The 16,391-nt window shown below is 72.9% G+C and carries 15 protein-coding genes and 1 pseudogene; 9 read left to right on the forward strand and 7 right to left on the reverse strand.

Annotated elements, in window-relative coordinates; translation table 11 throughout:
- Positions 1-57: 57 nt before the first annotated feature.
- The 3 genes from SACTE_RS02610 to SACTE_RS02620 all read right to left on the reverse strand — a co-directional run bounded on the left by SACTE_RS02610 (position 58) and on the right by SACTE_RS02620 (position 3,589).
- Positions 58-1,128, reverse strand: a complete 1,071-nt coding sequence (locus SACTE_RS02610; protein ID WP_014044474.1) for a lactonase family protein — start codon at positions 1,126-1,128, stop codon at positions 58-60.
- Between the two features lie 290 nt (positions 1,129-1,418).
- Positions 1,419-2,930: an FUSC family protein gene (locus SACTE_RS02615; RefSeq protein WP_026359046.1), complete on the reverse strand. Its 1,512-nt coding sequence runs from the start codon at positions 2,928-2,930 to the stop codon at positions 1,419-1,421.
- Between the two features lie 266 nt (positions 2,931-3,196).
- Entirely contained in the window at positions 3,197-3,589 is a 393-nt protein-coding gene (locus SACTE_RS02620; protein ID WP_014044476.1) for a heme-binding protein, read from the reverse strand.
- Positions 3,590-3,812: 223 nt separating this feature from the next.
- Between SACTE_RS02620 and SACTE_RS02625 the strand changes: the two genes are divergently transcribed.
- From SACTE_RS02625 to SACTE_RS02635, 3 genes are all read left to right on the forward strand, one after another.
- Positions 3,813-4,322, forward strand: coding sequence for an Lrp/AsnC family transcriptional regulator (locus tag SACTE_RS02625; RefSeq protein WP_014044477.1), 510 nt, complete (start codon positions 3,813-3,815; stop codon positions 4,320-4,322).
- Positions 4,319-5,047, forward strand: a complete 729-nt coding sequence (locus SACTE_RS02630) for an HAD-IA family hydrolase (RefSeq protein ID WP_014044478.1) — start codon at positions 4,319-4,321, stop codon at positions 5,045-5,047. The genes SACTE_RS02625 and SACTE_RS02630 overlap by 4 nt, the downstream gene beginning before the upstream one ends.
- Positions 5,048-5,252: 205 nt before the next feature.
- Positions 5,253-6,425, forward strand: a complete 1,173-nt coding sequence (locus tag SACTE_RS02635; protein ID WP_014044479.1) for a serine/threonine-protein kinase — start codon at positions 5,253-5,255, stop codon at positions 6,423-6,425.
- 1 nt (position 6,426) lies between these two features.
- Here the strand turns inward: SACTE_RS02635 and SACTE_RS02640 are convergent, their stop codons facing one another.
- Both SACTE_RS02640 and SACTE_RS02645 read right to left on the reverse strand, forming a co-directional pair.
- Positions 6,427-7,410, reverse strand: coding sequence for an aldo/keto reductase (locus tag SACTE_RS02640; protein ID WP_014044480.1), 984 nt, complete (start codon positions 7,408-7,410; stop codon positions 6,427-6,429).
- A gap of 101 nt (positions 7,411-7,511) precedes the next feature.
- Positions 7,512-8,432 (reverse strand): glycoside hydrolase family 16 protein, encoded by a 921-nt coding sequence (locus SACTE_RS02645; protein ID WP_014044481.1) that lies wholly within the window; start codon positions 8,430-8,432, stop codon positions 7,512-7,514.
- Between the two features lie 735 nt (positions 8,433-9,167).
- Here SACTE_RS02645 and SACTE_RS02650 point away from each other — a divergent pair.
- Positions 9,168-9,740: pseudogene (locus SACTE_RS02650) on the forward strand (DNA polymerase ligase N-terminal domain-containing protein); the annotation flags it as partial.
- Between the two features lie 156 nt (positions 9,741-9,896).
- Complete coding sequence (locus SACTE_RS02655) at positions 9,897-10,769, forward strand: aquaporin (protein WP_014044484.1); 873 nt, start codon at positions 9,897-9,899, stop codon at positions 10,767-10,769.
- Positions 10,770-10,838: 69 nt separating this feature from the next.
- Here SACTE_RS02655 and SACTE_RS02660 read toward each other — a convergent pair whose 3' ends face one another.
- Entirely contained in the window at positions 10,839-11,543 is a 705-nt protein-coding gene (locus tag SACTE_RS02660; protein WP_019992869.1) for a class F sortase, read from the reverse strand.
- A 116-nt stretch (positions 11,544-11,659) separates the two neighbouring features.
- Complete coding sequence (locus tag SACTE_RS02665) at positions 11,660-12,244, reverse strand: hypothetical protein (protein ID WP_014044486.1); 585 nt, start codon at positions 12,242-12,244, stop codon at positions 11,660-11,662.
- A 283-nt stretch (positions 12,245-12,527) separates the two neighbouring features.
- Here SACTE_RS02665 and SACTE_RS02670 point away from each other — a divergent pair, with 283 nt between their 5' ends.
- The 4 genes from SACTE_RS02670 to SACTE_RS02685 all read left to right on the forward strand — a co-directional run bounded on the left by SACTE_RS02670 (position 12,528) and on the right by SACTE_RS02685 (position 16,370).
- A complete protein-coding gene (locus tag SACTE_RS02670; RefSeq protein WP_014044487.1) occupies positions 12,528-13,493 on the forward strand; it encodes a formylglycine-generating enzyme family protein in 966 nt (321 codons plus the stop codon).
- 77 nt (positions 13,494-13,570) lie between these two features.
- Positions 13,571-14,770 (forward strand): ROK family transcriptional regulator, encoded by a 1,200-nt coding sequence (locus SACTE_RS02675; protein ID WP_226995142.1) that lies wholly within the window; start codon positions 13,571-13,573, stop codon positions 14,768-14,770.
- 95 nt (positions 14,771-14,865) lie between these two features.
- Positions 14,866-15,594, forward strand: a complete 729-nt coding sequence (locus SACTE_RS02680) for an ABC transporter permease (protein WP_226995213.1) — start codon at positions 14,866-14,868, stop codon at positions 15,592-15,594.
- Positions 15,591-16,370 carry an ABC transporter ATP-binding protein gene (locus tag SACTE_RS02685; protein WP_014044490.1) on the forward strand — a complete coding sequence of 260 codons (780 nt, stop codon included), beginning with the start codon at positions 15,591-15,593 and terminating at the stop codon, positions 16,368-16,370. Before SACTE_RS02680 ends, SACTE_RS02685 begins: the two co-directional genes overlap by 4 nt.
- The last annotated feature ends 21 nt before the right edge of the window (positions 16,371-16,391 follow it).

Genomic DNA, 16,391 nt, shown 5'->3' on the forward strand with positions numbered 1-16,391 from the left:
GGACCGGCGCAGCCGGACGTGCCGCCCACGCGTGTGTCGGGGCGGTGCTCGTGCGGGTCAGCCGAACACCACGCAGGAGGCGGCCGGGGCCTCGATCGAGCCCGCGTGCGCGGGGACGCCCGTCGCGGCGTCCACGGCGAACCAGCTGACGTCGCCGGAGCGCTCGTTGGCCACGTACAGCCACTGCCCGGACGGGTCGAGGGTGAGGTCGCGGGGCCAGTGCCCGCCGCAGCCCACGGCCGCCGCCAGGACCGGCTTCTCGGCGCTCTCGTCGAGGGTGAGGACGGAGATGCTGTCGTGCCCGCGGTTGGCGGTCCACAGGAACCGTCCGTCCCGGGCCACCACGACCTCCGACGGATAGCTGCGGCCCCCGTCCCCGGCGTGGGCGCCGTCGGGCAGCACCGGCGTCTCGCCGACGGGGTCGAGCAGCCCGGCGGCCGCGTCCCAGCGGCACACGGTGACCGTGGGCTCCAGCTCGTTCACGACGTAGAGGTGTCGCCCGGACGGGTGAAAGGCCAGGTGCCGGGGGCCGCTGCCGGGCCGTAGCGCCGTCTCGGCGTGCGGCCGCAGCTCCCCGGTGCCCGGGTCGAGGGCGCAGACCCGTACGGAGTCCGTGCCCAGGTCGACGCTGAGCACCCAGTTCCCGGACGGGTCGGGCAGCACCTGGTGGGCGTGCGGGCCCTCCTGGCGTTCGGCGTCCGGGCCGGTCCCCTCGTGGCGGAGCACGCCGGTGGCGGGGCCGGGTGTGCCGTCGCCCGCCAGGGGCAGCGCGGTGACGCTGCCGGACGTGTAGTTGGCGGTGACCAGATGGTTCCCGGCGACGGCGAGGTGGGTGGGACCGCTCCCGCCGACGGGCTGCGGCATCCCGGTGGGCCGGGGCGCGCCGTCACCGTCCGTCGAGAACGCGGCGACGGCCCCGTCGGCGGTCTCGCTGACGGCGTACAGCACCCGGGCCCCCGTGGCGGGGGCCCGGCCGACGGCCAGGAAGGACGGATCGGCAACGGCGTCCGTGGTCCCGAGCACGGTCAGCGCCCCGGTGTCCCGGTCGACGGCCGCGGCCGTGACGCCGTGCCCGCCTGCCGAGGTGAACGACCCTATGTATGCCCGCTCCGCGCCGTTGCCGTCCATCGCGCTACCCCTCTTCGCATCCGTCACGATCTTCCCTGTCGACGGTAGCAGGCAGCGTTTTCTGGTCCAGACCAAATCGGGAGGGGTGCCGGGCGCGCGACCAGGGGCGTGCGCGGCGGACCCACTCCGGCCCGGACGGTGGACGAGGGACGCGAGCGACAGCCGTGCCGGCCCAGCGGCGTCACGCCTGCCGGAAGGCGACCGCGCCGTCCCGATCGCCCCGATCCGGATGTCGGGGGCCGACGCGCCGGGCCCGGGTGATGCCCGACGGCCTCGCCCGGCCCGACGGCTCAGGCGCCGGCCGGAATCCGGCTGGACCTCCGCAGGGGCACGGCGAGCTCCAGCAGGGCGCGCTCCAGCGCATGGAGGTGGGCGAACACCGGTTCGGCGCCGGTCGGCTCCGTGGCCGTCGCGCTGTCGAGTCGGAGGTGCTGCCCGACGGTCGGCGCCTCGGTGAGGGCCTGGACCGCGGCTTCCACACGCCAGCAGGCCGCGGCGAGCCGGACGTCGTGCGAGGCCTCCGGGTCGGCAGCGACGGATGCCAGGCCGCGCACCTCGCGTGCGCAGTCGTCCAGCAGCGCGAGCACATGCCGCGCCCGCCGCTTGCGGGTCTTCATCGGGTTGAGCGGATGCACCAGCGGCGCGAGCGACAGGCGCACTCGGCCGAGGGTCGCCTCCAGTTCGACGACGCGCCGGAGCGGGTCGGCGTCCTCGCTCCCGACGAGCCGGGCGGCGGCCTCCGCCGTGCAGGTGTGCACGCACCGCAGTGCCCGCTCCACCCACGCCTCGGTCACCGAATGCGTGGTCACCGGCAGGACGAACAGCACCGCCAGTACGGCACCGAGCGCCCCGGCCGCCGTCTCGACCACCCGCAGCACGAGCAGCCCCGCGTCCAGCACACCGAGCAGCCCGTACAGCATGCTCGCCATCACGGTCACGGCCAGCATCATCCAGGTGTAGGAGACGGCGGCGGTGTAGAAGATCCCGAACACGCTCACCGCCACGACCACGGCGGCCACGACCGGCTCGTGATGCAGCGGCACAGCCACGGCGAGGCCCAGCACGATCCCGAGCACCGTCCCCAGGAATCGTCTGAACCCGCGCACGACGGTCTCACCTCGCGAGGTCGTGGCCACGAACACCCACCAGGTGGCACCGACCGCCCAGTACCACCGCTGCTCGGAGAGCACCTGCCCCACACCCAGCGCGAACCCCGCCCCCAACGTCGCTTGCACGGCTTGCCGTGTCGTGATCCGCCCGAGTCCCGCCGCCCCGGCGGGGAGGGTGACTGCCACCGGTGCCGCAAGCCGCCGCTCGTAGCACCACACCCCGAACCGCACCACCGACGACGCGACGAGCGACAGGAGTACGGCCGCGTACAGCTCGGGCAGCCGGCCTGGCACGGTGTGGAGGAACTGGGCGGAGAAGTAGGCCATGAAGCCGAACACGCCCAGCGAGTGCCCGCGGGGCCCCCACCGCCGCGCGTACACCCCTGCCCCCACGACGGCGAGGAACGCCAGGTCGCGCGCCACGGGCACGTCGTGCAGCACGGCGGCGAGCGTGAGCACCGGGAGACCGACGACGGGAAGGAGCGCGGTCGTGATCGCCTGCCCGCGCACCGTCGGATCCGTCACGGTGAACAACGCGAGCAGCGCGGCCAGGCCCCCCGAGACGGTCGCCATCAGCGAGTGCCCGGCCGCCCCGCACAGCGCGACGGCAAGCCCGATGCCGAGCACGGCCCGGGACGCGAACCGCAACCGGATCCGTCCCGGATCCGGTGCGACGAACGCCCTCTTCAGCAAGTTGCCCCACCCCTTTCGCACCGCGGACCAGCGCGGACATGAGAAAGGCGCCGCATGGATCCCAGGGGACCCGCAGCGCCATTGACCTTCCTATCTCAGCATCCGGGGGGCTGATGGTTCAAACTGAACCCGATCCACTGGACCAATGGCCCAGCACGGTGTCACCTCACCTGACCACAGCAGAGCCAACGGACCATCCTGACGGCACCGGCGCCCCGACGGCGCTCCGACCCCTGGGCCTGCTCGTGTCCGGCCCCGGCCGCCGCTCACAAGGCCGCGGCTGCCGCCTCGGCCACGGCGCCGTCCTGCTCGCGTGAGCCGCCGCTGACCCCGACCGCGCCCACCACCTCGCCGTCGACCACGAGGGGCACCCCGCCCGCGAAGACCAGCACCCGGCCCAGCCCGGACAGGGCCATGCCCCAGAACTGTCCGCCCGGTTCGGAGTCCTGAGCCAGATCACCGGTCGCCGACCGGAAGAGAACGCTGGTGTGCGCCTTGTCGATGGAATGCTCGATGCTGCCGAGCTGCGCTCCGTCCATCCGCACATGGGCGACGAGACTGCCGCCCGCGTCCACCACGGCGATGTTGCTGGGCGACTGGATGCGGTCCGCCTCACCGATACCCGCATCGATGATCCGGCGGGCATCGGCGAGATCCACTGTCCGAATAGTGTGCACAGGGCCACGTTAAGGTCCTTGGCGGCCAGGACGCCTCTTGGCGCGGACACCCGGAGGAGGTCGACGCGCCGCCCGGTACGGTCCGTCTCCCTGGGGCGGGCCCGGGCTCCGGCAGGTGCTGATCAGCAGGCCAGGGGCTCGCCCGGCGCCCGGTAGGCTGCCCCGGGGCGGGCCGAGGGCCCGGCGGGCAGGAGGCATTCGGAACATGGCGGTGGACGTGCTCGACACCCGCATCCTGCGGCTGCTCATCGAGCAGCCGCGCACCAGCGTCCGCGAGTACGCGCGCGTCCTCGGCGTGGCGCGCGGCACCCTCCAGGCCAGGCTGGACCGGCTGGAGCGGGACGGCGTGATCACCGGCACCGGCCCCTCGCTCTCCCCCGCGGCGCTCGGCCACCCGGTGCTGGCCTTCGTCCACCTGGAGGTCACCCAGGGCCATCTCGACGAGGTCGGGGACGCCCTCGCGGCCGTCCCTCAGATCATCGAGGTGTTCTCGACGACGGGAGGCGGCGACCTGCTGACCCGGGTCGTGGCACGTGACAACAGCCATCTGGAGGACGTGATCCAGCAGTTGATCCAGCTACCGGGCGTGGTCAGGACACGCACCGAGGTGGCACTGCGTGAGCGGGTGCCGCACCGGGTCCTGCCGCTGGTCGAGGCAGTGGGGCGGGCCGCCGACGGCCCCGGCCGGCCGGCCTCCGGCATGCTGGGCACATGAGCACCCCGGGCCCTTGTGTCCTCTTCGACCTCGACGGCACCCTCGTCGACAGCGAACCGAACTACTACGAGGCGGGGCGCCGCCTCCTCGCCCGGTACGGCGTCCGGGACTTCGGCTGGGACGACCACGCCCGCTTCATCGGGGTCGGCACCCGCGAGACCCTCACCACCCTGCGCGCGGAGTACGGGATCGAGGCCCCGGTCGACGAACTGCTGGCCGGCAAGAACGCCCTGTACCTGGAGCTCGCCGGACGGTCGACCGAGGCCTTTCCCGAGATGCGCGCCCTGGTGGAGCGGCTGCACCGGCGCGGTGTGCCGATGGCGGTGGCCTCCGGGTCCTCCCGGGCCGTGATCGCGGCCACACTCGCGGTCACCGGGCTGGATGCCCACCTCCCGCTGTACGTGTCGGCGGAGGAGGTGGCGCACGGGAAGCCCGCGCCCGACGTCTTCCTGGAGGCGGCCCGGCGGCTCGGTGCCGAACCGGCTTCCTGCGTGGTGCTGGAGGACGCCGTGCCGGGTGTGGAGGCGGCCAGGGCCGCGGGCATGCGCTGCGTGGCGGTCCCGTACGTCGAGGCGGAGGCGGACGATCCCGCGTTCCGCGCCGCGGATCTCCTCTTCCCCCACGGGCAGCGGGAGTTCGAGGCCGACGCCGTGCTCGAACGGCTCGCCGGGGACTGGAACCAGCCACTCGGCCCGGCGCCCGGGGCACCGTACCGGCCGTCCTGAGCCGGATGGGGCCGCCCGGGCGAACGGCGGTCCACGGGACCGATAAGCTGATCATGTCGCGCACCCCCACGCACCGTACCGAGCCGCTGAGCCCGATGAGGTCGCCGCCGCGGCAGTCGGAGAGCAGGCCACAGTTCGAGATTGGTGTGCACAGGTGCTGGTAGCTGGTCGGTACCGTTTGATATCCCCCATCGGCCGGGGCGGCATGGGTGAGGTGTGGCGCGCGACGGACGAGGTACTGGGGCGGGCCGTGGCGGTGAAGCTGCTGCTGGGCGACCACGCCGACGCCTCCTCGACCGCCAGGTTCCGCCTGGAGGCGCAGACCGCCGCGCGGCTGAGCCACCCCCACCTGGTCGCGGTGTTCGACTTCGGGTCGTGGGAGGACCGCTTCTATCTGGTGATGGAGCTGGTCGAGGGCCGGAGTCTGGGCGATCTGCTGGAGTCCCAGGAGGTGGTGGGCCCCGAGCAGGTCGCCCACATCGCCGGCCAGGCCGCCGCCGGGCTGGCCGCCGCGCACCGGCAGGGCATCGTGCACCGCGACATCAAGCCGGGCAACCTGATGCTGGACGCCGAAGGCTCCGTGAAGATCGGTGACTTCGGCATCGCCCAGTTCGTCGACGACCCCTCGACGGCACTGACCACCGCCGGCCACATCGTCGGGACGAGCCTGTACCTGGCCCCGGAGCGCGCGCTGGGCCGCACGGCCGACTCCGCCTCGGACATGTACTCCCTCGGCTGCGTCATCTACCAACTGCTCGTCGGCCAGCCCCCGTTCCGCTCGGACACGGCGACGGCGACGCTCTACCAGCACGTGGACACGCCGCCGGTCCCGGTGCGGCAGCGCGGGGTCGACATCTCCCCCGCCTTCGACTCGTACCTTCTGGGCCTGCTGGCGAAGAAGCCCGAGGACCGGCCGAGCGCCCAGCAGGTCTCCGACTGGTTCCGTACGGACGCCTGGCGGGGCCGCCCCGAGCCGCTGCCCCAGCACCTGCCGACGAGCACGCCGCCCGCTCCCCGGGCGGCCTCCGCGGCGCCGGGGAACCCGGCCGCGGGCGGCTCGGCGACGTACCGTCTGCCGCAGCCGTCCGGCCGCAGACGGGCGGCGCCCGCGCCCCGGGCCGCGAGATCCGCTCCCACCCGAAGACTCAGCACGAGTGAGGCCATCCGCCGCCGCCCGCGGGTGGCGAGCGCCGTCGCCGGGACGATCGCGTTCATCGCGGCGGTGTACCTCGGGACGGTCCTGTTCTCACCGGACACCCCTGACACCCCGGACACCGGGACCACCCCGACGGCGGAGGTCGACGCACCGGCCGCGGGTTCCACCGGGGACGGGCCCGGGCAGAACGCTCAGCAGGACGACGACGGGGACGACGAGTAGGTCACCAGCGGCCGTGCACCTCCGCGCGGATGCGCCGGTCGTACAGGTCGCGCACCGCGTCCAGGGTGCTCTGCGGGAGCGCCGGCAGCGAGGCCGCCGCGGCGTTGGCACGCGCCTGCTCCACCGAACGCGCGCCGGGGATGACGCTCGTGACACCCGGCTGCTGGATGATCCAGCGCAAGGCGGTCTGCGCCGGGGTGGCGCCCTCGGGGGTGAGCCGGGCGAACTCCGCCGCCGCGGCGACACCGGTCGCGTAGTCGATGCCGGAGAAGGTCTCGCCCTGGTCGAACGCCTCGCCGTGGCGGTTGTACGTGCGGTGGTCCTCGGGCGCGAAGACGGTGTCGGCGGTGTACTTCCCCGACAGCAGCCCGGAGGCCAGCGGGACCCTGGCGATGATGCCGACCCCCGCCTCCACGGCCGCGGGCAGCACCTCGTCCAGCGGCTTGAGGCGGAAGGGGTTGAGGATGATCTGGACGCTCGCGATCCCCGGCCGGGCGATGGCGGTGAGCGCCTCCGCGCACGTCTCCACGCTCACCGCGTAGGCGGCGACGCGCCCTTCGGCCACGAGGGTGTCGAGCGCGTCGTAGACCTCGTCGGACGCGTAGACGGCCGTCGGCGGGCAGTGCAGCTGCACCAGGTCGAGGGTGTCGACGCCGAGGTTGGCGCGTGAGCGGTCGTTCCAGGTGCGGAAGTTGTCGAGTACGTAGTTCTGCGGGATCTGGTCGGCGCGCCGGCCCATCTTCGTGGCGACGAAGACGTCCGCGTCCGGCCGGTCCTTCAGATAGCGGCCGATGAGCTGTTCGCTGCGGCCGTCGCCGTACACGTCCGCGGTGTCGAAGAACGTGACGCCCGCTTCGACGGCGGCGTCCAGGACACCGAAGGCGTCGGCCTCCCGCACCTCGCCCCAGTCTCCGCCCAGTTGCCACGTGCCCTGTCCCACGACCGATACGTCACGGCCGGTCCTGCCGAGTGTGCGCTGCTCCATGCGGGTCACTCTACGTCGGCGCGCCCGGGGCCGGAGCGCCCCGGGGCCCGGCCCCGGAGGTCCTTCCCGGGGCCGGGCGGCAAAGGGCGGGGACGGCGGTGTCAGCCGTCGGTGGTCACGCGGACGTAGTCGACGACGAGCTCCTGGGGGAACGTGGTGCCGCCGTCCGGGTCGCCGGGCCAGTAGCCGCCGACGGCGAGGTTGAGGATCAGGAAGAACGGCTTGTCGAACACCCAGGTGTTGCCGTTCAGGTCGGCCGGGGTGCGCTGCTGGTAGACGGTGCCGTCGACGGACCACGTGATCGAGTCGGGGGCCCAGTCGACCGCGAACGTGTGGAAGTCGTCGGCGAACGCCGCCCCGCCCGGGAGGGTGTAGCCGGCGCCGATGCCGCCGGATCCCGAGTAGCCGGGACCGTGCAGGGTGCCGTGGACGGTGTCCGGCTCGAATCCGACGTTCTCCATGACGTCGATCTCGCCGCTGTTGGGCCACCCGACGTCACCGATGTCGGCCCCGAGCATCCAGAAGGCGGGCCACATGCCCTGCCCGCGCGGCACCTTCATACGGGCTTCGACGTGCCCGTAGGTCTGGGTGAACCGGCCGGCGGTGTTCAGGCGCGACGAGGTGTACTCGCAGGTGCCGTACCAGCACTGGTAGTTGCCGGGATTCTCCTTGCGGGCCGTGATGACGAGGTGGCCGTCACCGTCGAGGGCGGCGTTGTCGTTGCCCTGCGTGTAGTACTGCCGCTCGTGGTTGTCGACGTTGTCACCCGTCTCGACCTGCCATTTGCCGCCGTCCACCGCGGAACCCGCGGGGCCGTCGAACTCGTCGGCGAAGACGACGGCGGCGGATCCCGCGTCCCGGACCGGGACGGAGGCGGCCGCGTCGGAGGCGGGCGCGGCCGACGCCCCGGCGGGCAGGGCGGTCAGGAGTGCCGAACAGCACAGCAGGGACAGCGCGTACAGCGTGGCACGGCGCGGCTTCGCCGCCGGCCTGCCGTCGTGGGGGGAGGTGGGCACGGTCATCACATCTCTTCCGGAGGCGGATGGGAGAGCACGAGTGGGGTCATGCTCATGACACAGCCGCGCCGAGAAGTGAACGCGGGGCACACCCGCCCCGGCGCGAATGCTTCAACACTTGATTTAAGAGGGGCCCATCGGAAACCGTCAAGGGTCCGGACCGGACGGTTCCGGTCCGCGTCACGTGGCGGCGGTCCGGCCGGCCACCACTGACGAAGCCCGGCCGGACCGGGGCCGGTGGGCCGGCAGCACCGGGTGTGCCTCCGCCCCGACGTCGTGCGCGAGGGGGATGACTCAGCCGGACGTGGCGCCCGCGAGCCAGACACCGAAACACCCGAGCGCCAGAAGTCCGGCACCTGCCCCGAGCAGTGCCTTGCGCCGTCGGGCTGCCCGCTCACGGCGCAGCCTTTCCTCACGATCCGGAGCATTCTGCTCGGCCCGCAGGCGGGCAGTGAATGCCGCAGGATCGACCGACATGTTCCCCCTCCACCCCGCGCCGTCCCCACGGCGCGCAGAGGAGGAGCCTCTCGTACGCCGACCTGGTCTCTTACCGGTTTTCCGCGAGTTGGCGCGGAAATCCGGCCGCACAGCGAGTACCGCTCCGCGAAGCCGTAGGACCCGGTATGCCCGGGAGCGCACGCGTCCGAGCCGTCGTGCGGAGCCCGGTCGGCGGCGGCAGAGTGGAAGACGGGGACGCGGCGGTGCCGGACAGCGCCGTCGCGGCCACGCTCCCCGGGGCGGAAGGAGCAGGATGTGAGCAGCGACGGCGCACAGCGGTTCGTGGTGCAGATCCACGACGCCCGGCGGATGCACTTCGACTTCCGGCTCGAGGTGGACGGGGTGCTCAGATCCTGGGCCGTCCCGCGCGGCCCGTCGGACAATCCGCGGGACAAGCGGCTGGCCGTGCCGACGGACGACCACCCGCTGTCCTACCGGACCTTCGAAGGCGTCATTCCGGCGGACGAGCAGGGCGGCGGCACGGTCATCGTCTGGGACCAGGGCACCTACCGGCCGCTCGGCCACGCTCCGGACGGCTCCCCCCTGCCGTTCGGCGAGTCCCTGGAGCGCGGGCACGCGACGTTCTGGCTGGACGGGGCGAAGCTGCACGGTGAGTTCGCCCTGACGCGCTTCCGGGTGGGCGACGAGGAGGTCAATCCCGGCCCTGAGGCCTGGCTGCTGATCAAGGCCAACGACCGGCAGGCCGTCCGCGACCGGCCGGGCACACCCGACCCCCACCACGCGCGCTCGGCCCGCAGCGGCCGCACTCTGCGCCAGGTGGCCCTGGCGGAGGGGCGCGGCGAGGACGTCGGCTGACCCGGCCCCTCGCGTGTCGCGGGCTGTACGTCGCTCTGCGCGACATCGGCGGGCCCCGGCCGTACCGTGAGAAAATGGTAAATGGCACATAAGGGTCAAACGGCGCGGTCCTTTGCCCTGACGCGACCGGCTCTCGATCACCACGAAGAGGTTTTCATGAGCACAACCACTACGGCTCCACAGGACTCCACCTCCCCGTCCGCGGCGGGACACCGGGCCCTGGACGTCGATCCTCGCGCACTCGCCGCCGAATTCTTCGGCACCCTCCTGCTGGTGTTCTTCGCGGTGGGAGTGGCGATCTTCGCCGAGCCCTTCGTGGGAGTGCTCGGCATCGCGCTGGCCTTCGGTTTCGTCCTGCTGGCCCTCGTCTACGCGATCGGCCCCGTCTCCGGCTGTCACGTCAACCCGGCGGTGACCCTGGGCATGGTGCTCGGCCGGCGCATCTCCCCCGTCACGGGCCTCTGCTACTGGGTGGTCCAGCTCGCGGGCGGTCTCGCCGGAGCCGCGCTGCTGGCCTGGCTGGCCGACAGCGTCCCGGTGTTCCAGGTGGCGGGACGCGGCTCCTTCGGCAGCGACGGGTACGGGGCCAATTCCCTCGTGCACATCTCGGCGGGCGGTGCCTTCCTCGCGGAGACGATCCTCACCGCCCTCCTGGTCTTCGTGGTGCTCTGCACGACCCACGGCAAGGGCGCCAAGGGCCCGGCCGGCATCGCGATCGGCCTGAGCCTCGCGGTGATCCATCTGCTGGGCATCCCGCTCACGGGTACCTCGGTGAACCCGGCCCGGGCCCTCGGTCCGGCCGTGTTCGCCGAGAACGACGCACTGAGCCAGGTGTGGCTCTTCCTCGTCGCCCCGCTCGTGGGCGCGGTGATCGCGGTCCTCGTGCACTTCCTGACGCACGGCCTGCCCGGCACGGACAACGCGCCGACCGACCAGCCGGCGGTTCCCGCCTCGGAGACCCCTGGCGGCACGACGCCCGACGGTGCGCCCCGACCCGCCCCGGCGCACCGCGACGACGATCTGGAATGAGCGACCGCGTAGACGACGAAGGGCCGCCCGCGCACGCGGGCGGCCCTTCGTCGTACGCGTCCGTGCGGCTCAGCCGTTCTTCGCGGAGTCCAGGTGGGCGAAGACGACCACGTTGTCCTCGTAGTCCTTCGCCTTCTTGTCGTACACACCACCACAGGTGATCAGCCGCAGCTGGGCGGTGCCGTTGTCCGAGTACACCCGGTCGCTGGGGAAGTCCGCCTTGCTGAACGTCTCGACGGCGTCGACCTTGAAGGTGGCGACCACACCGTCCTTGCGGGTGATGTCGACCGTGTTCCCCGCTTTGAGGGTGCTCAGGAGCAGGAAGACCGCGGGTCCCGTCTTGGTGTCGACGTGTCCGGCGACCACCGAGGTGCCGCGCTCACCCGGGGTGGCCCCGTCCTTGAACCAGCCGACCAGGTTCGCGTCGTCGGCCGGCGGCGCGTCGAGCTGGCCCGAGGCGCCGATGGAGAGCGGCGTGAAGGGCGCGTTGACGGCGATCGACCGGATCGAGATGCGTGAGGGCTCCGACCGGGACAGTCCCGGGTTCACGGCCGCCGCGGAAGGTGACGGCGCGGGCCTCGCGGAGGCGGACGCCGACGCGCCGGTGGTGGGCGCGGAGACCGCGGCAGCCGGCGGAGGGACACCCGCGGAGGCGTCGAGGGAGTTGTAGACGAGGAGGAAACCCAGCCCTACCGCCGCGGCGGGCCACAGCAGGGATCGGGCGGGGGCCGGGGACGGCGCGGGGTCCGTTCCGGACGGCTGGGGGGCGGCCATGCGCTTGCTGCCTTTCGTCTGGCGGGAGGGTGCGGGCGCGGAAAGGGAAATCGGCGCGGCCGCCGCCCTGGAGGGGACGGCGGCCACGACGGCGTTCACTCAGCTACGGCCGCCCGTCAGGCTGCCGCGGTACCCGAGGCGTTGCGGCGGCGCAGACGGTACGCGGCGGCACCGATACCACCGAGCATCAGCACCGAACCCGCGGCCAGGCCGCCGCCGGACAGCGCCATGGCGCCGCCACCGGCGTGCACGCCGCCCTCGGGCTTCTCGTGCTTCCAGGACTCCGGCTTGTCACGGTCCGCGTTGTTGCCGGACCCCGACTCGTCCTTCTGCCAGTCGTCCGAGGTGACCTTGGCGAGCGCACCACCACCGGCGTGGACACCGCCCTCGGGCTTGCCGTACTTCCCGGAGTCCGACCTGTCACCGTGGTCGTCACCACGCGACCCCGAGTCCTTGTCCTTGTCCTTCTGCCAGTCGTCCGACGTGACCTTGGCGAGCGCGCCACCACCGGTGTGCACACCGCCCTCGGGCTTGCCGTACTTCCCGGAGTCCGACTTGTCGTGGTGGTCGTTGCTGCTGGAGGAGTGGCCGCTGTCCTTGTCCCAGTCATCCGCCGAGGTCACGGCGTAAGCGGCGGGGACGGAGACCGCGAGGACCGCCGTGACGGCGGCCGATGCGAACAGGGTGCGGGCAGAGCGCATGGATACACAGTTCCTTTCGCCACTCCTGCGAGGGCGGGCCGGCTGCCCGCTCGTCTGACCACAGGGGCGACGTGATCCACCGTCAGCCTGATCTCCGCGGCTCACCACCGGAGAACGTCGCATTCGAGGGACGCCGTGGGCCCAACGTGTGACTTCGGTGCGGATCTCACCCGTTGGACGGCACGCCACGCCGACGGCATGTTTGGGCTCCGACGATCTTCGATGTATGCGCGGTGCCCGAGGGGAAGCCGGGCGGTGCGGCGGGCGCTCGTAGGATCACGCCATGACCGACACCACCCCTCCCAGCTGCTGTTCCCCCGCCCGCGGGGAAACAGCCGTCCCGCACATACCGGCCCCGGTGGACCTGGCGCCGCCGGTCCGGCCGGATCTCGCCGTCCCGCCCGTGACCATGCCGCTGCTGCCCGGCGGGACGTTCCTGATGGGGGCCCAGGACCAGGACGGCTTCGCGTCCGACGGCGAGGGACCGGTGCGCGAGGTGCGGCTGTCCGCGTTCCGCGTCGAGGCGCACGCGGTGAGCAACGAACGGTTCGCACGGTTCGTGGCGGCGACCGGGCATGTGACGGAGGCCGAGCGCTTCGGCTGGTCGTACGTGTTCGCGGGTTTCCTGCCCGCCGCGCTGCGGCGCGGTGCCCCCAGGCCGGACGGTACGCCGTGGTGGTGCGGGGTGGAGGGCGCCCGGTGGAACGCCCCGGAGGGGCCGGGCAGCGGCCTGGACGGCCGCGAGGACCACCCGGTGGTGCACGTCTCGTGGAACGACGCCCGGGCGTACTGTCGTTGGGCCGGTACGCGGCTGCCCACGGAGGCCGAGTGGGAGTACGCCGCACGGGGTGGCCTGGAGCAGCGCCGCTATCCGTGGGGCGACGAGCTGACCCCCGGCGGCGAGCACCGCTGCAACATCTGGCAGGGGCGGTTCCCGGTGAAGAACACCGTCGAGGACGGGTACGCCGGTACGGCACCCGTGGACGCCTATCCGCCCAACGGCTTCGGGCTGCACAACATGGCGGGCAACGTCTGGGAGTGGTGCGCGGACCGCTGGGGCACCGACCACGGCGACCGGCGCCGCACCGATCCGCGGGGACCCGCCTCCGGCGGCCAGAGGGTCATGCGCGGCGGCTCCTACCTGTGCCACCACTCGTACTGCAACCGCTACCGGGTGGCCGCCCGCACCCGGAACACCCCGGACAGCACAGCGGGGAATCTGGGGTTCCGCTGCGTGCGGGACGCGTGACCGCCAGGCATTGCGGCAACATGAATATTTTTCCGGGAGGTTGACGAAAAAATCGTCACGTCAGCATGCTGAGCGGCATGCACACTCACGGTGGCCCTCTCACGCAGCTCAGACGCGGGCACGAGGAAAGCGTGCTCGGCCTGCTGCGCAGGCACGGACCGCAGAGCCGCGCCGAGCTCGGACGCAGGGTGGGGCTGTCCCGCACCACGCTGTACGACATCGTGGCGACCCTGGTGGCGAGCGGTGCCGTGGTGTCGTCCGCCGCCGACCCCGGTCCGCGCCGGCGGGGCCGTCCGGTCGAGCGCCTTTCGCTGGACCCGTCGGCCGGTCAGGCCGTGGGTGTCGACTTCGCGCGCCGGGCCGTGCGCGTGGCGGCCGCCAACGTGGCCCACGAGGTGACGGGTTCGGCGAGCGCCGCGCATCCGGCCGGGCTCTCCTGGCGGCGCAGGGTGGCCCTGGCCGAGGAGCTGGTGGGGTCGGTCGCCGGCAAGACACTGCGGCTGACCACGCTCGGCACGGCGGGCGCCGTCGGGGTGGGCGTGGTGGGACCGGTACGGCTGACCGGTGAGGGCCATGTGCCCGACGGGCCGCTGGCCGACCTCGCGGAGCTGCTGGGTGAGCGGTTCGGCGCTCCCGTGCTGCTGGACAACAACACCCGCCTCGCCGCGCTCGCCGAATGCTCCTGGGGTGCCGCCGCCGGGAGCCGCGACGTGCTGTACCTGCGCCTCTCGCACGGAGTGGGCGGGGGGCTCGTCGTGAACGGCTCGCTGCACCGGGGAGTGGACGGCCTGGCGGGCGAGTTCGGGCACATCACGGCCGAACCCGGGGGCCGGCCGTGCGAGTGCGGCGGTTCCGGCTGTCTGGAGACGGTCGCCTCGGTGGGCGCGGTGCTCGACGCCTACCGGGCCGGCGGTGGGCGCGCCGACGACGTCGACACGCTGCTGGCGGCCGCCGCGGCCGGTGACCGCGTGGCACTTCGCGTACTGGAGGCGGCCGGGACCCGTACGGGCGCGGTGCTCGCCTCCGTCGTCAACGCCGTCGGCCCCCTGGTGATCGTGCTGGGCGGCGAACTCGCCGCGGCGGGCGACGCCCTGCTCGGTCCGGTCGGCCGGGCCCTGGACGCCCATGTCCTGCCGCTCGCCCGGGACGGTGTGACGCTGCGCCGGACGGCGCTCGGTGAAGCCGCCGGCGCGCTCGGCGGTGTGGCGCTCGCCCTGCACGAATCCCCGCTGCTCGCCCGCTATCCGGGCGCCGACGACCTCGAGGAAGCGCTGTGAGTTCCACGGAGACCACGTTCGAGAAGGCGGCGCCCGCCGCACCGGGCGAGCCGGGCCGGGCGCTCCGCCCCAAGCGCCGGTTCCCGCCCGCGCCGGTGCTCAACCTGGCGGCGCTGGCCGCCGGGCTGGGCATCTGGGCCCTCCTGGCCCGGGCCGGGGTGCAGGCACTGCCGGGGCCGGTGGCGGTGGGGAAGCGGGCAGCTGAGCTGATCGCCGACGGCACGCTGGTGGTGGACGCGCTGGCGAGCCTGCGCCGGGTCCTCGTGGGCTTCGCGCTCGGCACGCTGCTGGCCGTGCCCGTCGGTTTTCTGATGGGGTGGTACCCGGTGGCCCGCGGGCTGCTGGAGCCCTACATCCAGTTCTTCCGTACGGTGCCGCCGCTGGCGATGATCCCGCTGGCGATCGTCCTGATGGGCATCGGGGAGGTGCCGAAGATCTTCGTGATCTTCCTCGCGGCCTTCCTGTCGAGCGTGGTGGCCGCCTTCCAGGGGGTCGTCGGCGTCGACCGTACCCTCATCGACGCGGCACGGGTGCTCGGCGCACGCGACGGGACGGTGTTCCTGAAGGTGGTGGTGCCGGCGTCCGCCCCGTTCATCCTCGTCGGGATGCGTATCGGGCTCGGCTCGGCCTGGGGCACGCTGGTCGCCGCCGAGCTGATCGCCGCCCAGGAGGGGCTCGGCTTCCGCATGCAGAGCGCCCAGCTGTACTACGACCTGCCCACCATCTTCGTCGGTCTGATCACCATCGGCCTCCTCGGCCTGCTGATGGACCGTCTGCTGCTGCTCGCCGAACGCCGTCTCACCCGCTGGCAGGAGACCCGATGAACCCCAAGATCAGCTTCCGCCGGGTCTCCCGGACCTATCCGCTCAAGGACTCCGTCTTCACCGCCCTCGACGAGGTCGACCTGGACATCGGGGACGAGGAGTTCGTCACCGTCGTCGGCCCGTCCGGCTGCGGCAAGAGCACCCTGCTCTCGCTGGCGGCCGGGCTGACCGCCCCGACGGGGGGCGAGGTCCTGGTCGACGGGGAGCCGGTGACGGGGCCCGGCCCCGACCGCGGCGTCATCTTCCAGCAGTACGCGCTCTTCCCCTGGCTGACGGTGCGCGGCAACGTCGAGTTCGGGCTGAAACTCGCCTCCGTGCCCCGGGCCGAGCGCCGGCGGCGGGCGGAACACGCCATCGATCTGGTCGGGCTCTCGGACTTCGCGGACGCCCTGCCCAAGACGCTGTCCGGTGGGATGAAGCAGCGCTGCGCGATCGCCCGCGCCTACGCGGTGAACCCGCGGGTGCTGCTGATGGACGAGCCGTTCGGCGCGCTGGACGCCCTGACCCGGGTGCGGTTGCAGGACCGGCTGCTCGACACCTGGAGCCGGGAGCGGCGCACGGTCCTGTTCGTCACCCATGACGTGGACGAGGCGGTGTATCTGGCGCGCCGCGTCGTGGTGATGGCGGCCAGGCCGGGCCGGATCCACTCGGTCGTCGACGTCGACCTGCCGTATCCGCGTACGGAGGCCATCCGCCTCTCCCCCGAGTTCGCCCGCATCCGCAACACCGTCTGGCAGGCGGTCTACCACCAGTCACCGGCTGCCTCCGCCCTCTGACCCCTCCCTCCACCGCTTCTC

This window comes from Streptomyces sp. SirexAA-E (assembly GCF_000177195.2).
Lineage (GTDB): Bacteria > Actinomycetota > Actinomycetes > Streptomycetales > Streptomycetaceae > Streptomyces > Streptomyces flavovirens.